Consider the following 16,021-nt stretch of genomic DNA (forward strand, 5'->3'; position numbering starts at 1 on the left):
GCCTTACGCCCGCTTCGTCAGCGGAAAGCGTTCCTTCAGCAGGCGCAGCACGGATTCGGCTGCCATCGGCGGGCCGAAGAGATAGCTCTGGCCGAAGGTGCATCCCATCTTCGCGAGTTCGATCGCGTCCTCGTTCGACTCGATCCCTTCCGCGACCACCTTCATCTCGAGTTCGCGGGCCATGGCGATGACGGAGCGCAGCACCGTCGCCTTCCGGTCGCTGGTGTCGCAGACGAGGGTCTTGTCGAGCTTGACGGTATCGAACGGGAAACGCGTCAGATAGGACAGCGAGGAATATCCGGTGCCGAAATCGTCGAGGGCGAGACCGAGGCCGATTTCCTTCAGTTTTTCCAGAACGAGGCGGGCCTGTTCCGGGTTTTCCATCACCATCGTTTCGGTCAGCTCGAGCTTCAACCGCGAAGGCTCGCAATGCGTCTTGGCAAGCACCGAGCGCACATCTTCGTAGAGATCGTTGTTCAGAAGCTGGGCGCTCGAGAGGTTGATCGAGACGAATATCGGCAGTTCGCCGGTCTGGTTTTCCCAGGCCATCAGATCGTTCGTTGCCTGCTCCAGCGCGAAGAGGCCGAGCATGTTGATGATGTCGGAGGCCTCGGCGATCGGGATGAACTCGGATGGCGGAATGCTGCCGCGCTTCGGATGTTCCCAGCGCATCAGCGCTTCGAAGCCGGCGATCTCGACATCCTCCAGCCCGGCGATCGGCTGGTAGACCATCGAGAGCTCCTTGCGCTCGAGCGCGCGACGCAGGTCCGTTTCGAGCTGCAGCCGGTCGGCGCCGAAGTCGCGGAACGCCGGCTGGAAGGGCTCGACGCGATTGCCCCCCGCGCGCTTGGCGCGATACATCGCCAGTTCGGCGTCGCTGAGCATGCTTGCGGCATTCTCCTGCTGGTCGACGAAGGAGGCGAGGCCGATCGAGGCGGTCAGGATGATTTCGCGGTTGGCGAAGTTGATCGGCACCATGATCGCCTTGCTGATCGCATCTGCGAAGTCCGCGATCTTCGCTGGGTCGCGCTCCGAGGCGAGGATAAGGCCGAACTGATCGCCCGACAGTCGCGCAAGCGTGTCCTGCGGCTTCAGCAGTCGGCGGAGCCGCCGCGTCAGCGCGATCAGAATATTGTCGCCGGCCGCGATGCCGAGCGCATCGTTGACCATCTTGTAGCGGTCGATGTCGATGACCATGACGGTTGGGCGCAGCGTTTCGCCACCGGGTGCCAGTGCCAGGATAGCCTGCAGCCGGTCGACGAAAAGCTGCCGGTTCGGCAGGCCCGTCAGATTGTCGTGCAGGGCGTCCTGCAGCAGCCTGTCCATCGAGTTCTTCTGTTCGGTCACGTCGACGACGGTGCCGACGCAACGGATGACTTCGCCGTTCGATCCAAGGACAGGCCGGGCGCGGATCAGCAGCCAGTGGAAATGGCCGTCCTCGGCGCGAATCCGGAACTCGTGATTGAGCCGTCCGCGGCGGTGTTCGAGCAGGACGTCGAGCGTTGCGCGGAAGCGGTCGCGATCGTCGGGATGAAGGCGCGGCAACCAGTTGCGCGCAGCGCCGTGCATCGTTCCCGGCGCAAGGCCGAGCTTCATCGAGACATCAGGGATCGTGACGACACGGTCGCGTGCCACATCCCAGTCCCACACCATGTCGCCGGAGCCGGTCAGAGCCAGCGACTGCCGCTCGAGGTCGGAGAAAAGGCCTTGCTGGAAGGCGCCACCGGCGAAAGCATGCTGCATGACGGTGAAGCCGATCAGCAGGACGATCAGCACCAGACCGCCGCCAAGCGCCGGCTGGATGATGTCGTTGTCAAGTCGTCCGGTGATGGTCAGCCAAGCGCCAAAGATCCAGACAAGGATCAGTGCCCATGCCGGCACCAGCAGAATGGCGCGGTCGTAGCGGTTAAGGCCGAGGTAGACGATCAGCAGAAGCCCCATCGTCGCCGTCAGCGCAAAGGAAAGCCGCGCGATGCCGGCCGCGATCGAAGGGTCGTAAATAGCAACCCCGAAGAGCAGCGCCAGGCCGAGCACCCAGGCGAGTGTCAGATAGCCAAGATGCGTGTGCCATCGGTTCAGGTTGAGATAGGTGAAGAGGAAGATGACGAAGCTCGAGGCGAGCGCCACTTCCGCGCAGGCGCGCCATATTCGCTGGTCGCCGGACGCGATGCTGACCAGCTTGCCGAGGAAGCCGAAGTCGACGCAGATATAGCCGAGCACCGCCCAGGCGAGTGCCGCCGTCGCCGGCAGCATCGAGGTTCCCTTGACGACGAACAGGATCGTCAGGAACACGGCTAACAGGCCGGCGATGCCGAGCACGATGCCGCGATAGAGCGTGAAGGCGTTGATCGTGTCCTTGTAGGCGTCGGGTTCCCACAGATAAATCTGCGGCAGCTCAGGCGTCGAAAGCTCCGCGACGAAGGTGATGACGGCGCCCGGGTTAAGGGTGATGCGGAAGACATCGGCCTCGTCGCTCGGCTGCCGATCGAGCGCGAAGCCTTCGCTCGGCGTGATCGCGATGATGCGCTGCGAGCCGAGATCCGGCCAGAAAAGCTTTGAATTCACCAGGCGGAAGTGCGGCGCGACGATGACGCGCTCGAGCTGTTCGTCGGAGACGTTGGCAAGCGCGAAAACGGCCCAATCGCCCTGGTGGTTATCGGAGCTGGCACGTACCTCAATACGGCGACGAATACCGTCGGCTCCGGCCGCGGTCGAAACCTGGAACGCTTCTCCCTGGTTTGCATAGATTTCGGTTGTGGCCGTCAGGTCGAGCGCGGTGTCGTCTCGAGAAATCTTGACCGGTTCGGCTGCCTGGACATGACCTGCAGATAGCATGAAGGCTGACAGCAAGAGAGCTGCGATCACCGCGATGAAGCGTCCGGCCGGTGATGATAGCAGCATGCGATAGTTAGTCATCGGCTGTCGGTTATCCTGCCTTTATCCGTGTCGGTGGCGAGCAGTGAGAACATCACATGGTCATGCCACTGACCGTTGATTTTCAAGTATCCGCGCAGATAGCCTTCCCGCTGAAACCCGGCTTTTTCAAGCAGGCGGATGCTCCGAGCATTGTCTGGAATACAGGCTGCTTCGATACGGTGCAACTCAAGCGCTGCGAAGATATAGGGTATAACCAAGCGAAGTGCGGCGAACATATGGCCCTGGCCGGCGTGGGCCTCGCCCATCCAGTAGCCGATCATGCAGCTTTGGGCGGCGCCTCGGCGGATATAGCCGATCGTGATGCCGCCAAGCAGCGTCATGTTTTCCTTGTGAAACAGGAAGAGCGGGATCGCCAGCCCGGAGGCATATTCCTGCTTGCCGCGGATGACGCGGGCGCGGTAGGCGCCCTCCGTCAGTTCGTCGCGACGCCATGTCGGTTCCCAGGGCTCGAGAAACTGCCGGCTCGCCGCCCGCAGCTTGTGCCACTGGTTGAAATCCTGGTAGCGCGGCAGACGAAGCACATAATGCTCGTTCTCAAGCTCTACCGAATCCGGCTGCCGCGACAGGAACCGAAAAACCGATTTTGGCATCGATCACTCCCGGCAGGGTGGATTTGGATCAGACGAGAGCCTGCTTGCTATGCGGGGCGGGCGAGGAGAGCGACGCGGCGATGTCTTCCATCGGCGCAAGATGCTCCAGCGGGCCGATGGCGGAGAGTGTCGGCACGGTGTCGAAGAACAGCCGTCCGGCAAGATCCGTCAGCCGTTCTACCGTGATGCCTTCCAGCCGTTCCATCATCTCCGGGTTGGAGATCGGGCGGCCGTAGAGCATCATCTGCCGTGCGATTTGTCCTGCGCGGGCAGCCGGGCTTTCCTGGCCCATCAGCAGCTGCGCACGGATCTGGGCGCGGGCGCGCTCGATTTCCTTCTGCTCGATCTTCGCCGCCGACTTGTGCAGCTCATCGATGATGACGGGAACGAGTTCCGGCAGGTTCTCGCCGCCGGTGGCGGCATGAATGCCGAAGATGCCGGTGTCGGAGAAGCCCCAATGAAAGGCATAGATCGAGTAGCAAAGGCCGCGGATCTCGCGGACTTCCTGGAACAGGCGGGACGACATGCCGCCACCGAGGATGTTGGCGAGAATCTGCGAACAGTAGAAGTCGCGGGCGTGATAGGCCTTGCCCTCGAAGCCGAGGAGGATCTGCGCATCCATCAGGTCGCGCGTCTCGCGGATGTTGCCACCGATGTACTTGGCCGGCTCCATGACCGGGGTTGCCGATGGCGCGGTCGGAAGGCTCGCGAAGCGGTCCTCGACCATGCGGACGAACTCGTCGTGCTGGACGGCGCCGGTGGCGACGATGAACATCCGATCCGTCGTGTAGTTGCGGCTGAGATAGGCGCGAATCTGCGGAGGCGTGAAGGAAACCACGGTTTCAGGCGTGCCGAGAATCGGCCGCCCGAGCGTCTGGTCGCGATAGGCGGTCTCTGAAAACTTGTCGAAAACGACATCGTCGGGCGTGTCGCTAGCGGCGTTGATTTCCTGCAGGATGACCTGCTTTTCACGCTCGAGTTCTTCCTCCTCGAACGCCGACTCCGTCAGGATGTCGGCCAGGATGTCGACGGCCAGCGGCACGTGATCCTTGAGAACGCGGGCATAGTAGGACGTCGTCTCGGTCGACGTCGCGGCGTTCACTTCGCCGCCGACGTCTTCGATCTCCTCGGCGATCTCGCGTGCCGTGCGGCGTGCCGTCCCCTTGAAAGCCATGTGTTCGAGCAGGTGGGCGATGCCATGCTCGTCTTGCGTCTCGTTGCGCGACCCCGATTTGATCCAAACTCCGAGCGCAACACTTTCCAGATGCGGCATCGTTTGTGTGACTACTGTCAGCCCGGATTTGAGCCGGGTGCACTCAACTGTCATTGGCTATCTTTCTGCGCCTGCATCACTTAGGCCCGGACATGCTCGCCAATGAAGGTTTCAATGGCTTTGAGCTCAGGCTTAACGATCTGAAAGCGCTCCTCCTTGTGCATAAGATCAGCAAGCCACGTCGGAAGCGCGGGGTCAATACCGGATGCCGATTTTACGGCGGCCGGGAATTTGGCGGGGTGCGCCGTCGCGAGCGTCACCATCGGCGTGTTGGGCTTTTCGTGCTTTGCCGCAACGAAAACGCCGATCGCCGAATGCGGATCGAGCAGGTAGCCGGTTTCGGCAAAGGTCTTCTTGATCGTCTGCGCGACCTGCTTCTCGCTGGTGCGGCCGGCACGGAAGTCCTTCTTGATAAAGGCCAGAGCCTCCTTCGAGATCTCGAAACCGCTCGACTGCTTCAGGCTGTCCATCGCCGCGCGAACCTTCGATGCGTCGCGATCATAGGCCTCGAACAGCAGTCGTTCGAAGTTCGAGGAAATCTGGATATCCATCGACGGCGACGTCGTGGCCTTGACGGACTTCATCTCGTAACGGCCGGTCTTCAGGGTCCGGTCGAGGATGTCGTTCTCGTTGGTGGCGACGACGAGCTTGCCGATCGGCAGGCCCATGCGCTTTGCGCAATAACCGGCGAAAATGTCGCCGAAATTGCCCGTCGGTACGGTAAACGAAATCTTGCGGTCCGGGCCGCCGAGCGCGATCGCCGTCGTGAAGTAATAGACGATCTGCGCCATGATACGGGCCCAGTTGATCGAGTTGACGCCGGAGAGGCGGACGCGATCGCGGAACGACGCGTCGTTGAACATCGCTTTGACGAGGTTCTGGCAGTCGTCGAAATTGCCTTCGACGGCAAGCGCGTGAACGTTGGCGGCGGTGGACGTCGTCATCTGGCGCTGTTGCACCGGCGAGACCTTGCCGTGCGGGAAGAGGATGAAAATATCGGTGCGTTCGCGACCGGCAAAGGCGTCGATCGCCGCGCCGCCGGTGTCGCCCGAGGTTGCGCCGACGATCGTTGCCCGTTCGCCGCGCTTTTCCAGCGCATAATCCATGAGGCGCGCAAGCAGCTGCATCGCGACATCCTTGAACGCCAGCGTCGTGCCGTGGAACAGTTCCATCACGAAGCTGTTCGGGCCGGTCTGCACGAGCGGGGCAATCGCTGGATGGCGGAAAGTGCCGTAAGCCTCATCGATCATCGAGCGGAACGTGTCGTCCGGAATTTCGCCGTTGGTAAAGGGCGACAGGATCGCAAAGGCGATATCCTGATAGCTCTTGCCGCGAAGTGCGCGGATCTCTTTCTTCGAGAAGTGCGGCCATTTGCGCGGCACATACAGGCCGCCATCGCGCGCCAGACCCGTCAGCAATGCATCGCAGAAACCGAGGGAAGGGGCTTCGCCGCGGGTCGAGATATAATCCACTGTCGTCATCCTTGATGTGCCGGCCGGAGAAAATCCGGGTTTGCAGGAAAGTATGCCTCGCGCCCCATCTCGCTTATTTTGCCGGCTGCCGCCCGCCATCCCGAAATGTGCATCAAAACGGTTCTTACCCAATCGATTTTTGTTTGCGCCGCTGATATAGACCATCGCAAACTGTCACGAAAGGCCCGGTTTCAAAGTCATGGGCCTGCCAGAAACTTTGTGAAGAGGGTGGAATAATCGTGCTTGGCAAGGTCTCGCGTCTCATCGTTTCCGTATCTGTTGCCGCAGTCCTGGCAGGTTGCAATTCGCTTGGAACGGGCGGGGACACCAAGGCCGCGGCTTCTTCCGGAAGCGCGCAGGTCATGCCGATGGCCCCGGCCAATCCGTCATCGAACGATCCGTCCATCGGAACGGCAACGACGGCTTCCGGCGCTACGGCTCAAGTGGTTCAGGGCGCTTGCCCGCAGATATTCATGAAGGACGCCGATGCGGTTTACCGCACCTACGCCGGCGGCGCGAAGACGGGCGATGCGCAGAAGCTCGCCTATCAGGCTTCGATCGGCGACTATACCCGCCAGTGCACCTTGAACGAGAGCAACCTCAACATGACCGTGGTTGCGCAGCTCCGCGTTCTGGCAGGGCCTGCCGGCACCGGCGGCAAGATCAACCTGCCGGTTCGAATCACGGTTCTCGACGGCGAAGACACGCTCTATTCAGAGGTCACCAACTTCCCTGCCGAAGTCTCGGCGGGTGCCGCGACGCAGGTCCTTTTCCGCAAGGACGGCATCAAGATGCCGGTCGGTTCGGGCGCGCTGGTGCGCGTCAATATCGGCTTTGACCAGGGCGCTCCGAAGGGCGTGAAGAAAAAGAAGTAATCCTTCTGCCTCTTCTTTCCTGTGGTCTTGCGCCATGCGTGTTCAATTGCGGACGCGGAGACTAAACGGCTTGAAAGTCGGGATCGTTCTTAACGCTGTATCGGGACGTGGCAAGGCAGGCCCGTGGCCGGCCATCCGCCGTGCCTTCGCCGCGCGAGGCGACGAGCTCGACATTCGCGAAACCACGGGATCGGGGGATGCCGAGCGGCTTGGCAAGGCGCTGGCCGGCGATGGATCCGATCTGGTGCTTGCCGTCGGCGGCGACGGGACGATCGGCGAAACGCTTGGCGGCGTGTTGAAATCCGCTCGCCCGGAGACGCCGTTCTCGTTCATCGCTACCGGAACGGGATGCGATTTTGCCCGCAATTTCCCAGAGGTCCGCAATCCCGATCATGTCGTGGAGAAGTTACGATCCGCAAGTGTCCGCAGGATCGACGCCGGTCTGCTGACATGTGATGACGGCGACGGCGACGCGGTCCGACGGCATTTCGCCAATATCGCAAGCTTCGGCGTCTCCGGCCGCATCGTGCGGGCCGTCAACGCCGCCCGGAAGGGCAGGAGCCTGCCGGGTTCCGTGGTGTTCTTCTGGCACAGCGTGGCGCAGATCCTTCGCTACCGGCCATGCGAAATCCGCCTGAGGCTGGATGGCGAAGATGTGTTCGAGGGGGCGATCACGACGGTCGTGGTTGCAAATGGTGCCTGGTTCGGCGGCGGCATGAAGGTGGCGCCACGGGCCGATGTGGCGGACGGTCTATTCGATGTCGTCATCATCAGGGCCGCGTCGCGCCTGAAGGTGCTGATGCTGATGAACAGCATCTACAGCGGCGCCCACGTCAGGAGCCAGCTCGTCAGCATGCATCTGGCGCGGTTGGTCGAGGCGTGGCCGATCGACAAGTCGGCGGCGCTGATCGACAGCGATGGTGAAGCGCCGGGGCAGCTCCCGGCAAGCTTCGAAGTGCTGCCGGGCGCGGTATCGCTCAGGCTCTGATCAGAGAGCGCCTTCCCATTCGGCCAGCGCGGCGACGACGCCTGGCAGGTCGGTCATGCGGGAAATGACAGTCTCGGCTCCAGCATCCGTCAGCTTGTCGGCATGCGAGGGATAGCTGTGAGACGCGCCGGTAAAGCCGATCACGCGCATGCCGGCCGCACGAGCCGCCTGTACGCCATGGACCGAGTCTTCGACGACGACGCTTCTCGCGGGCGAAACGCCCATCTGCTTGGCGCCGTGCAGAAAGATGTCCGGCTTCGGCTTGACGCGATCGGCGCCGAGGTCCTTCGCCGAAAAGATATTCGGATCGAAGAGCGACTTCAGCCGCACCTTGCCGAGCATCATGGCGAGGCGCTGGCTGCTGGAATTGGAGCAGATGCAGCGCTTCAGATTGATGCGCGAAAGCGCCGATTGCACGCCGGCGATCGCCTGGACGTCTCTTTCCAGACGCATGTCCAGGAGCTTCTCGGATTTGTCGAGCAGCGCAGCCGAAAGCGGGATGTTGGCCTCGCGTTCAACCTGGAAGAGGATGTTCTGCCAGGTCATGCCGGCGAAGCGCTCGCCCATTTCCTCGACGCTGATCGGATAGCCGGCCTCCGTCAGCAGTGCCGATTCAACCTGTGCGGCGATAATCTCTGAATCGACGAGAACGCCGTCGCAGTCGAAAATAATGAGGTCGAAGCCGTCCATATACTCACGCCTTGTTTGGGATGATGCCCCTTTACATGATGGCGCGGCGAAGCTCAACCTGAATGCCCGCATGGCTGGATTGCGCTATGGAGTGGGGTGGGCCTTCTTCCTGCCCGAATTTGCGCTCCGCGCCGGCCATCTCGTGCCTCGACAACCTCATCGTGTGTCTCTAAGGGATGGTTATGGGCAAGGAACCTGAAGACACGATCGCAAGCCGCATCAGCCGCGTCCTGGCCGACAGGATCGTTCGCGGCGAACTTGGTGCCGGGCTGCGGCTGCGGCAGGATCACATCGCCGAGGAATTCGGCACCAGCCATGTGCCGGTGCGCGAGGCGTTCCGGCGTCTGGAAGCGCAGGGGCTGGCCATCAGCGAACCGCGCCGGGGCGTCAGGGTCGCCTCGTTCGATCTCAAGGAAGTGCGTGAAGTGGCCGAGATGCGCGCCGCGCTTGAGGTTCTGGCCCTGCGCCACGCGGCGCCCCACCTGACGGCGGCGATCCTCGATTCAGCCGAGGAAGCCGCGCGGGAAGGCGATGCGGCGGCCGATGTTCACGCCTGGGAGGAGGCAAACCGCCGCTTCCACCGCATTATTCTCTCCCCATGCAACATGCAGCGGCTGCTGACCGCAATCGACGATCTCCATGCGGCAAGCGCGCGCTTTCTCTTTTCGGCCTGGCGTTCCGGCTGGGAAAAGCGCACCGATCACGATCACCGGGCAATCGTGATGGCTTTGCGGCAAGGCCGGACGGACGACGCCGCCGCGATCCTGGAAACGCATGTCCAGTGGATCGGCCGCGCGCCGCGCTCAGGCCCGACCCGGGAAGCCTTCGCCATCGTCGGCTAGGGCCGAACTGCCCTCACGATGCGGCCGGAAAAAGCGCCAGAAACTGCCGCTCGCCCTCCGGCGAAAAGACCACAGAGCGGCTTCCCGCGGTGCGATGCGCCCATCCTTTCTCGAAGAAACTCGACAACAGCGCCTTGCCGAGGCTGCCGGCGAGATGCGCCCGTCGCTCGCTCCAATCGAGACAGGAGCGGCAAAGCGGCCGGCGCGATGACTTGAGATCGCGGACATCGATCCCGATGGATTGAAGCTGGCTCTCGCCTGTTGGTGTGAGCGCTAAACCATCGCCAACCGCATCGATCGCGCCTCGAGCGACGAGACTGTCCAGCATCCGTACACCGTAGTCGCCGGCAAGGTGGTCGTAGCAGATGCGCGCCTTGCGGAGAGCCGGTTCCTTCGGGCCAGGCCGATGGCGCAGATGGCCACGCCCGGCCGCAAAGCCCATGATGCTTTCAAGCAGCTTCCCGACGCCGTCATCGGCAAGCGCGAAGTAGCGGTGTCGCCCCTGTTTGCGCTGAACGAGAAGCTGCCCGGCCTCGAGTTTGGCGAGGTGTGCGCTTGCCGTCTGCAGGGTGACGCCGCCGGCTCCCGCAAGCTCGGTCGCGGTCAACGCCTTGCCGCCCATCAGAGCGGTCAGCATGTTGGCGCGAGCCGGATCGCCGATCAGCGCCCCGATCTGGGCTATGTCAGGTCCTTCCTTCATACTTCGATCGTAACCGAAGCATTGTCGTCGGGCAATGTGCGAAAACAGTCTCCAGGCAACAAGGAGACAAAGATGATTACCTGCTTCATCCGCTACGAGATCGATCCGTTCAAGAAGGATGCCTTCATCGAATATGCCCGCAACTGGGGGCAGGCGATCCCGCGCAACGGTGCCGACCTGATCGGCTACTTCGCCCCGCACGAGGGTTCGGCAACGACTGCCTACGGTGTCTACAACATCGAAAGCCTCGCCGCCTACGAGGCCTACCGCGCGCGGCTCTCCGCCGATCAGCTTGGCCGCGACAACTACGAATTCGCCAGGCGTGAGCGCTTCATCCTCAGGGAGGACCGCATCTTCCTGAAGAACACATCCCTTCCTCACGCAAAGCTGGTGCTGCCATGATCGCCGTCATCTTCGAGGTTCTGCCTTATCTCGGCGAACGCCACGCCTATCTCGATCTCGCCGGCGAACTGCGGGCGGAACTGGAAAAGATCGATGGCTTCATCTCCATCGAGCGCTTCGAGAGCCTCACCATCCGTGGCAAGTTGTTGTCGCTGTCATTCTGGCGCGATGAGGAGGCCGTAAAGGAATGGCGTAACCTCGAGGCCCACCGCGCCGCCCAATCTGCCGGGCGCAACGGCATCTTCGCGGACTACCGCCTGCGGATCGGCCATATCGTGCGCGATTACGGCATGACCGAGCGGGCGCAGGCGCCTGGCGATAGCCGGATGGTGCATGATGGCGCCGGACGTTGACCGCCCATGATGGCTTTTCCGGTGGACAGGCCTTATTGGCGATTTATAACAGTGTCCTATGGAAAACCTGTCCGCATCCGCTTCGCTGATTATTATCGTCGTCCAATCGACGGTGGGTTAGCGCGCGTCCGGGATTTCCGAATTGCAACCCGCCCATGAGGCGGGTTTTTTATGTCTGTCTCCTGGGATCGCTATCGACAAAGGAGACACCCATGTCATCACATCCACTCAAGGCGTTGATCGAGGCGGCCGACCGTGCCATCGGCGCTGAGGATTTCGACGCGCTGATGGAATTTTATGCCGAAGATGCAACGCTCGTCGTCAAGCCGGGCCTCATCGCGTCAGGCAAGGAGCAGATCCGCCGCGCCTTCGCCGCCATTGCCGACTATTTCGATCACAGCATCGTCGTCACGCAGGGCGATATGCACGTCATCGAGGGCGCTGATACGGCGTTGGTGGTCATGGAAACCGTGCTGCAAACGAGCGGCAAGGAGGATATGCCCGCGCCGATCACACGGCGCGCAACCTATGTTTTTAGGCGCGACGCCGCCGGGAGGTGGCTCTGCGTCATTGATAATTCCTACGGCACCGACCTCCTGAATTCGTGAGCCGATCACGCCATGACGGCAGCCCCTGTGGCTGCCGTCTACGTCTGCGCGGGCCTCGTAAAACTGCGGCGCTCGCAGGTGAGCTCGATTTTTTTCCCGAAATCGATCGGCGGTTCAGTCTTTGGTAACCAAGATGGGTAACCATAACAGACAGTAAAAAAGCGTAATTGTGTATGAGCGAGTTTCCAGATGGCGTCAGTATTTCCGCTTGCCGATCTCAAGGCCTCCGCAAAGCCGGGCTCCTGGGTCGACACGATCATCAAGGGCGATTGCGTTGCTGCCCTTGAAGCCCTCCCGACCCATTCCGTAGACGTCATTTTCGCCGATCCGCCCTATAACCTGCAGCTCGGCGGCAACCTGCATCGTCCCGATCAGTCGCTGGTCGACGCGGTTGATGACGAGTGGGATCAGTTCGCATCCTTCGAAGCCTATGACGCCTTTACCCGCGCTTGGCTGCTCGCCTGCCGTCGCGTCCTGAAGCCAACAGGCACGCTCTGGGTGATCGGCTCCTATCACAACATCTTTCGTGTCGGCGCCACGCTGCAGGACCTGAATTTCTGGATCCTCAACGACATCGTCTGGCGCAAGACCAACCCGATGCCGAATTTCAAGGGCCGTCGTTTCCAGAACGCGCATGAGACGATGATCTGGGCGAGCCCGAGCGCCAAGGCAAAGGGCTACACCTTCAACTACGATGCCATGAAGGCGGCAAACGACGACGTGCAGATGCGCTCCGACTGGCTGTTCCCGATCTGCAGCGGCGGCGAACGCCTGAAGGGCGACGACGGCAAGAAGGTGCATCCGACGCAGAAGCCGGAAGCATTGCTTGCCCGCGTCATCATGGCGTCCTCGAAGCCCGGCGACATCATCCTCGATCCGTTCTTCGGCTCGGGCACGACGGGCGCCGTCGCCAAGCGCCTCGGCCGCCACTTCGTCGGCATCGAGCGCGAACAGGATTATATCGATGCGGCTTCGGCCCGTATCGAAGCGGTCGAGCCGCTCGGCAAGGCCGAACTCACCGTGATGACCGGCAAGAAGCAGGAAGTCCGCGTGGCTTTCAACGTGCTGGTCGAAAGCGGCCTTGTAAAGCCCGGTCAGGTTCTGACCGATGCGCGCCGTCGCTACAGCGCAATCATTCGTGCCGACGGCACGGTGGCCTCCGGCGGCGAGGCCGGTTCGATTCATCGCCTTGGAGCGAAGGTCCAGGGCCTTGATGCATGCAACGGATGGACATTCTGGCACTTCGACGACGGGCAATCCCTGCGCCCGATCGATGAATTGCGGTCCGTTATCCGCAGTGATCTGGCAAAGGCGGAATAACGCGCCTCGACCTGATCGAGACTGCCTTCTTCCGGTTTTTGTACCTCCAGTTGCGGAAGAAGGCACGATGCCCGGGGATTAACGTCCCCGGGCATCATATTTTTGTAGTTTGTTCGGCGCGTTGCGAAATGGCTCAATGCCAGAAGAACAGGATGATCAGGATCAAGGGGATCGGAATACCCAGCATCCACAGTAGAATACCTCTACCCATCGTAACCTCCCGCCGGCTTTGCCGGCTTTCCGTTTCATTTTGGCCGCGATCGCGCGGTTGAGATAAAAACAGCGGGGAGCGCTGATTGTTCCGCGCACCCGACTTCGATCTTTGTCGATTTAGCTCGCGCGGCAGTGCGGTTAGGTGCCATCTATCGGCATCGATGATCCGAAGAGGCACTGAAACGCCATGTATCTTGCGATCATACTGCTGCTGATGTTTGTTCTGCCGCTCGGCTCGATCGTTGCCGAGATGGCGTCGAGTACAGGCGCTGACCTCGTCTTCCTGATCGGGAAATGGTTTGTCTTCTGGGGGATGGGGCTGCGGTTGCTTGCCGCCAGCCTGAAGCAGATTTTCAATCCCGCCTTCACTGCCGAGACGATCTTCGGCATCACCGACCACAAGGCACAGCTACTGGTGCAAGAGATCGGTTTTGCAAACCTGTCGCTCGGGATGCTCGGAGTCCTCAGCATCTTCGAGCCACAGTGGATCGTGCCGGCGGCGATCACCGGGAGCCTGTTTTACGGGCTCGCCGGTATCAAGCATTTGCTGGAACCGGGGAGAAACAGGTCGCGGAACATCGCGATGATCTCCGACCTGTGGCTCGCGCTGGTGCTGCTGTTCTATCTCTCCGCAACGTTCTTTCAGAACGCCTGATAGTCCTTCACCTCGACGTGGGTGACATGGCCGTCTTCGTTGAAGGTGAGCGTCTCTTCGCCTTCCCGCACCAGGGGCTTGCCCGTCTTGCTGTGCGTCGCGCGAACCGACCACACGGCGCGGGCCGCATTCGGGCGGACCTTCTCGACCAGTGTGTCGATCGCCGTCTGATCAGGGTAGTCGTCGAAATACTTGCGGAAGGCGACCATGATCTCAGCACGCCCCGACAGGCTTCCGACGCCGTCCGAGACATAGGTCGCGTCTTCCGCGAAATAGTTCTCGATCGTCTCGAAATCGAGCGCGTTGACCGCGTCGTGGAAACGCTTGAGTTCCTCAACCGGATCGAATGCCATGGTCATACCCTCACGCCACGCGCTGCAAGATCGGCGTGCAGCTTGTCGGCGCCGGTGAAAAGAACCGCATCCCAGCCGGCGGTCTTGGCGCCCTCGACATTGGGGGCGGAGTCGTCGATGAAGATCGTCGCTGCCGGATCGAGATCGAAGCTCTTCGCATGGGTTTCGTAGATCGCGATGTCGGGCTTGATCAGGCCGATATCGCCGGAAACGGTCACGCCGCGCGGCTTGGTCAGGAACGGAAAGCGCACCTGCGCCTCGCGGAACGTATCGGATGCAAAGTTGGTCAGCATCGTCACGTCCTGGCCGTCGGCGATCAGGCCTTCCATGATGGCGACGCTGTCGTCGTAGGAATGCGAGACCATTTCGTGCCAGTGCTTGCGGAAGGCGCGGATGTGTTCCTCGCGGTCCGGGTGTGCCGCGAGCAGCAGGGCTTCGGCATCGGCCCAGGTGCGGCCGCGGTCCTGCTCGAGATTCCAGTCGTGGGTGCAGACGTTATCGAAGAACCACTTGCGCTCTGCCTCATCGGGGATGAGGCGGCTGAACGGAATATTCGGATCGTAATGGATGAGAACTTTTCCGATGTCGAAAACAATATGCTCGATGGGCATCGATTAATCCTTGGCATGTTTGAACGCGAGCGGGATAGCCGCGGTGATTGCTTTTTTCATGACGGTCGGCAGCGCCTGCGAGTCAAGATTTGTAACCGGTTCCCACCAACCGTTATCGACTTGAATTCGCGAAGCGATCGCCACGCGGTGGATGGAAAGCCTGAGCTCGAAATGGGTGAAGACGTGGGTCACGGTCCCGCAGGGCTCCCATGCCGCCGGAAACGGCGCCGCGTCAGCCGATGTCTCGCCGTCTATCCGCGCCGTCCAGTGGGTCGTCGGCACCTCGGTCATGCCGCCGAGCAGGCCGCTCTCGATGCGACGCCGCAGCAGAACCTCGCCATCTTCAGTGACGGCGATAAAGGCCGCGCCTTGGCGGATCGGTTTTTGCTTTTTGGCTGCCTTGACCGGGAATTGTTCGGGATCGTGCAGGCGCAGCGCCTCGCAGGATCCGTTGAACGGACAGAGAGAACAGGCAGGGCGCTTCGGCGTGCAGATCGTGGCGCCGAGATCCATCATCGCCTGCGCGAAGTCGCCCGGCCTATCCTTCGGCGTCAGAAGTGCGACCTTCTGCTTCATCAATGGCTTGGCCGCGGGCAGGGGCGTGGCGATCGCGTAGAGCCGCGAGATCACCCGCTCGACATTGCCGTCCATGACAGCCGCCTGCCGGTTGAAGGCGATCGCGGCCACGGCCGCTGCAGTATAATCGCCGATGCCGGGAAGCGACTTCAGCCCGTCCTCGGTATCCGGAAAGATGCCGTCGTGGTCGCGTGTCACGGCCTCGGCGCATTTCTTCAGATTGCGGGCGCGTGCGTAGTATCCAAGCCCCGCCCAGGCAGCCATCACGTCTTCGGTGGGCGCATCGGCAAGGTCGCGCACGGTCGGCCAGCGCGCCAGGAAATTGGCGAAGTAAGGCTTCACCGCCGGCACTGTTGTCTGCTGCAGCATCACCTCGGAGAGCCAGATGCGATAGGGATCGGCCTTGATGCCACGCGCAGCCATCGGGGGCGAAACCCGCCAGGGCAGGTCGCGATGGTGCCGGTCATACCAGTGAAGGAGCGGCTTGGCGGCGGGCGCGTCCAGTGTCGTCGATGTCATCATTTGCCGTCGTGAGGGGAAGTGCCCTATACTTGGCGGAGCAA

General features: G+C 61.7%; 18 protein-coding genes. 8 read left to right on the forward strand and 10 right to left on the reverse strand.

Going from position 1 to position 16,021, the window contains the following annotated elements; all coding sequences use genetic code 11:
* Positions 1-3: 3 nt before the first annotated feature.
* From ASE04_RS25970 to thrC, 4 genes are read right to left on the reverse strand one after another with little or no spacing between them, the layout of a single operon-like run.
* Entirely contained in the window at positions 4-2,916 is a 2,913-nt protein-coding gene (locus tag ASE04_RS25970) for a sensor domain-containing phosphodiesterase (RefSeq protein WP_056824879.1), read from the reverse strand.
* Positions 2,913-3,527 carry a GNAT family N-acetyltransferase gene (locus ASE04_RS25975; protein WP_056824883.1) on the reverse strand — a complete coding sequence of 205 codons (615 nt, stop codon included), beginning with the start codon at positions 3,525-3,527 and terminating at the stop codon, positions 2,913-2,915. The genes ASE04_RS25970 and ASE04_RS25975 overlap by 4 nt, the downstream gene beginning before the upstream one ends.
* A 28-nt stretch (positions 3,528-3,555) precedes the next feature.
* Entirely contained in the window at positions 3,556-4,854 is a 1,299-nt protein-coding gene (locus ASE04_RS25980) for a M16 family metallopeptidase (protein ID WP_056824886.1), read from the reverse strand.
* Between the two features lie 26 nt (positions 4,855-4,880).
* A complete protein-coding gene (thrC, locus tag ASE04_RS25985; protein ID WP_056825775.1) occupies positions 4,881-6,272 on the reverse strand; it encodes a threonine synthase in 1,392 nt (463 codons plus the stop codon).
* 236 nt (positions 6,273-6,508) lie between these two features.
* Here thrC and ASE04_RS25990 point away from each other — a divergent pair, with 236 nt between their 5' ends.
* The gene (locus tag ASE04_RS25990) at positions 6,509-7,147 is read left to right on the forward strand and encodes a hypothetical protein (protein WP_200960780.1); all 639 of its coding nucleotides are present in this window, start codon (positions 6,509-6,511) and stop codon (positions 7,145-7,147) included.
* Positions 7,148-7,217: 70 nt separating this feature from the next.
* Complete coding sequence (locus ASE04_RS25995; RefSeq protein WP_056824891.1) at positions 7,218-8,135, forward strand: diacylglycerol/lipid kinase family protein; 918 nt, start codon at positions 7,218-7,220, stop codon at positions 8,133-8,135.
* On the opposite strand, the gene ASE04_RS26000 is transcribed toward ASE04_RS25995, so the two are convergent.
* Together ASE04_RS26000 and ASE04_RS31970 are read right to left on the reverse strand one after the other, a co-directional pair.
* A complete protein-coding gene (locus ASE04_RS26000) occupies positions 8,136-8,825 on the reverse strand; it encodes an HAD family hydrolase (protein WP_056824893.1) in 690 nt (229 codons plus the stop codon). It lies immediately after the preceding gene.
* Positions 8,826-8,856: 31 nt separating this feature from the next.
* The gene (locus ASE04_RS31970; RefSeq protein WP_274533904.1) at positions 8,857-8,985 is read right to left on the reverse strand and encodes a hypothetical protein; all 129 of its coding nucleotides are present in this window, start codon (positions 8,983-8,985) and stop codon (positions 8,857-8,859) included.
* A 22-nt stretch (positions 8,986-9,007) separates the two neighbouring features.
* On the opposite strand from ASE04_RS31970, the gene ASE04_RS26005 reads away from it, so the two are divergent.
* Complete coding sequence (locus ASE04_RS26005) at positions 9,008-9,667, forward strand: GntR family transcriptional regulator (RefSeq protein ID WP_056824895.1); 660 nt, start codon at positions 9,008-9,010, stop codon at positions 9,665-9,667.
* Positions 9,668-9,680: 13 nt separating this feature from the next.
* Here the strand turns inward: ASE04_RS26005 and ASE04_RS26010 are convergent, their stop codons facing one another.
* Complete coding sequence (locus tag ASE04_RS26010) at positions 9,681-10,367, reverse strand: ArsR/SmtB family transcription factor (RefSeq protein WP_056824897.1); 687 nt, start codon at positions 10,365-10,367, stop codon at positions 9,681-9,683.
* 72 nt (positions 10,368-10,439) lie between these two features.
* Here ASE04_RS26010 and ASE04_RS26015 point away from each other — a divergent pair, with 72 nt between their 5' ends.
* From ASE04_RS26015 to ASE04_RS26035, 5 genes are all read left to right on the forward strand, one after another.
* Positions 10,440-10,769 (forward strand): NIPSNAP family protein, encoded by a 330-nt coding sequence (locus tag ASE04_RS26015; protein WP_056824898.1) that lies wholly within the window; start codon positions 10,440-10,442, stop codon positions 10,767-10,769.
* The gene (locus tag ASE04_RS26020) at positions 10,766-11,122 is read left to right on the forward strand and encodes an antibiotic biosynthesis monooxygenase family protein (RefSeq protein ID WP_056824901.1); all 357 of its coding nucleotides are present in this window, start codon (positions 10,766-10,768) and stop codon (positions 11,120-11,122) included. The genes ASE04_RS26015 and ASE04_RS26020 overlap by 4 nt, the downstream gene beginning before the upstream one ends.
* A 212-nt stretch (positions 11,123-11,334) precedes the next feature.
* Positions 11,335-11,730 (forward strand): YybH family protein, encoded by a 396-nt coding sequence (locus ASE04_RS26025; RefSeq protein ID WP_056824903.1) that lies wholly within the window; start codon positions 11,335-11,337, stop codon positions 11,728-11,730.
* A 189-nt stretch (positions 11,731-11,919) separates the two neighbouring features.
* Positions 11,920-13,050: a site-specific DNA-methyltransferase gene (locus tag ASE04_RS26030; protein ID WP_056824905.1), complete on the forward strand. Its 1,131-nt coding sequence runs from the start codon at positions 11,920-11,922 to the stop codon at positions 13,048-13,050.
* A gap of 400 nt (positions 13,051-13,450) precedes the next feature.
* Positions 13,451-13,918, forward strand: a complete 468-nt coding sequence (locus ASE04_RS26035) for a DUF6790 family protein (protein WP_056824907.1) — start codon at positions 13,451-13,453, stop codon at positions 13,916-13,918.
* Here ASE04_RS26035 and ASE04_RS26040 read toward each other — a convergent pair.
* Genes ASE04_RS26040 through mutY form a run of 3 tightly spaced genes read right to left on the reverse strand, consistent with a single transcriptional unit; the run spans position 13,906 to position 15,977 of the window.
* Entirely contained in the window at positions 13,906-14,271 is a 366-nt protein-coding gene (locus ASE04_RS26040; RefSeq protein ID WP_056824908.1) for a nuclear transport factor 2 family protein, read from the reverse strand. The genes ASE04_RS26035 and ASE04_RS26040 overlap by 13 nt on opposite strands.
* A gap of 2 nt (positions 14,272-14,273) precedes the next feature.
* Entirely contained in the window at positions 14,274-14,882 is a 609-nt protein-coding gene (locus ASE04_RS26045; protein WP_056824910.1) for an HAD family hydrolase, read from the reverse strand.
* A 3-nt stretch (positions 14,883-14,885) separates the two neighbouring features.
* Complete coding sequence (mutY, locus tag ASE04_RS26050) at positions 14,886-15,977, reverse strand: A/G-specific adenine glycosylase (RefSeq protein WP_200960773.1); 1,092 nt, start codon at positions 15,975-15,977, stop codon at positions 14,886-14,888.
* Positions 15,978-16,021 lie beyond the last annotated feature (44 nt).

Origin of the sequence: Rhizobium sp. Root708 (assembly GCF_001429725.1) — a bacterium.
In the GTDB taxonomy this organism is placed as follows: Bacteria; Pseudomonadota; Alphaproteobacteria; order Rhizobiales; family Rhizobiaceae; genus Rhizobium.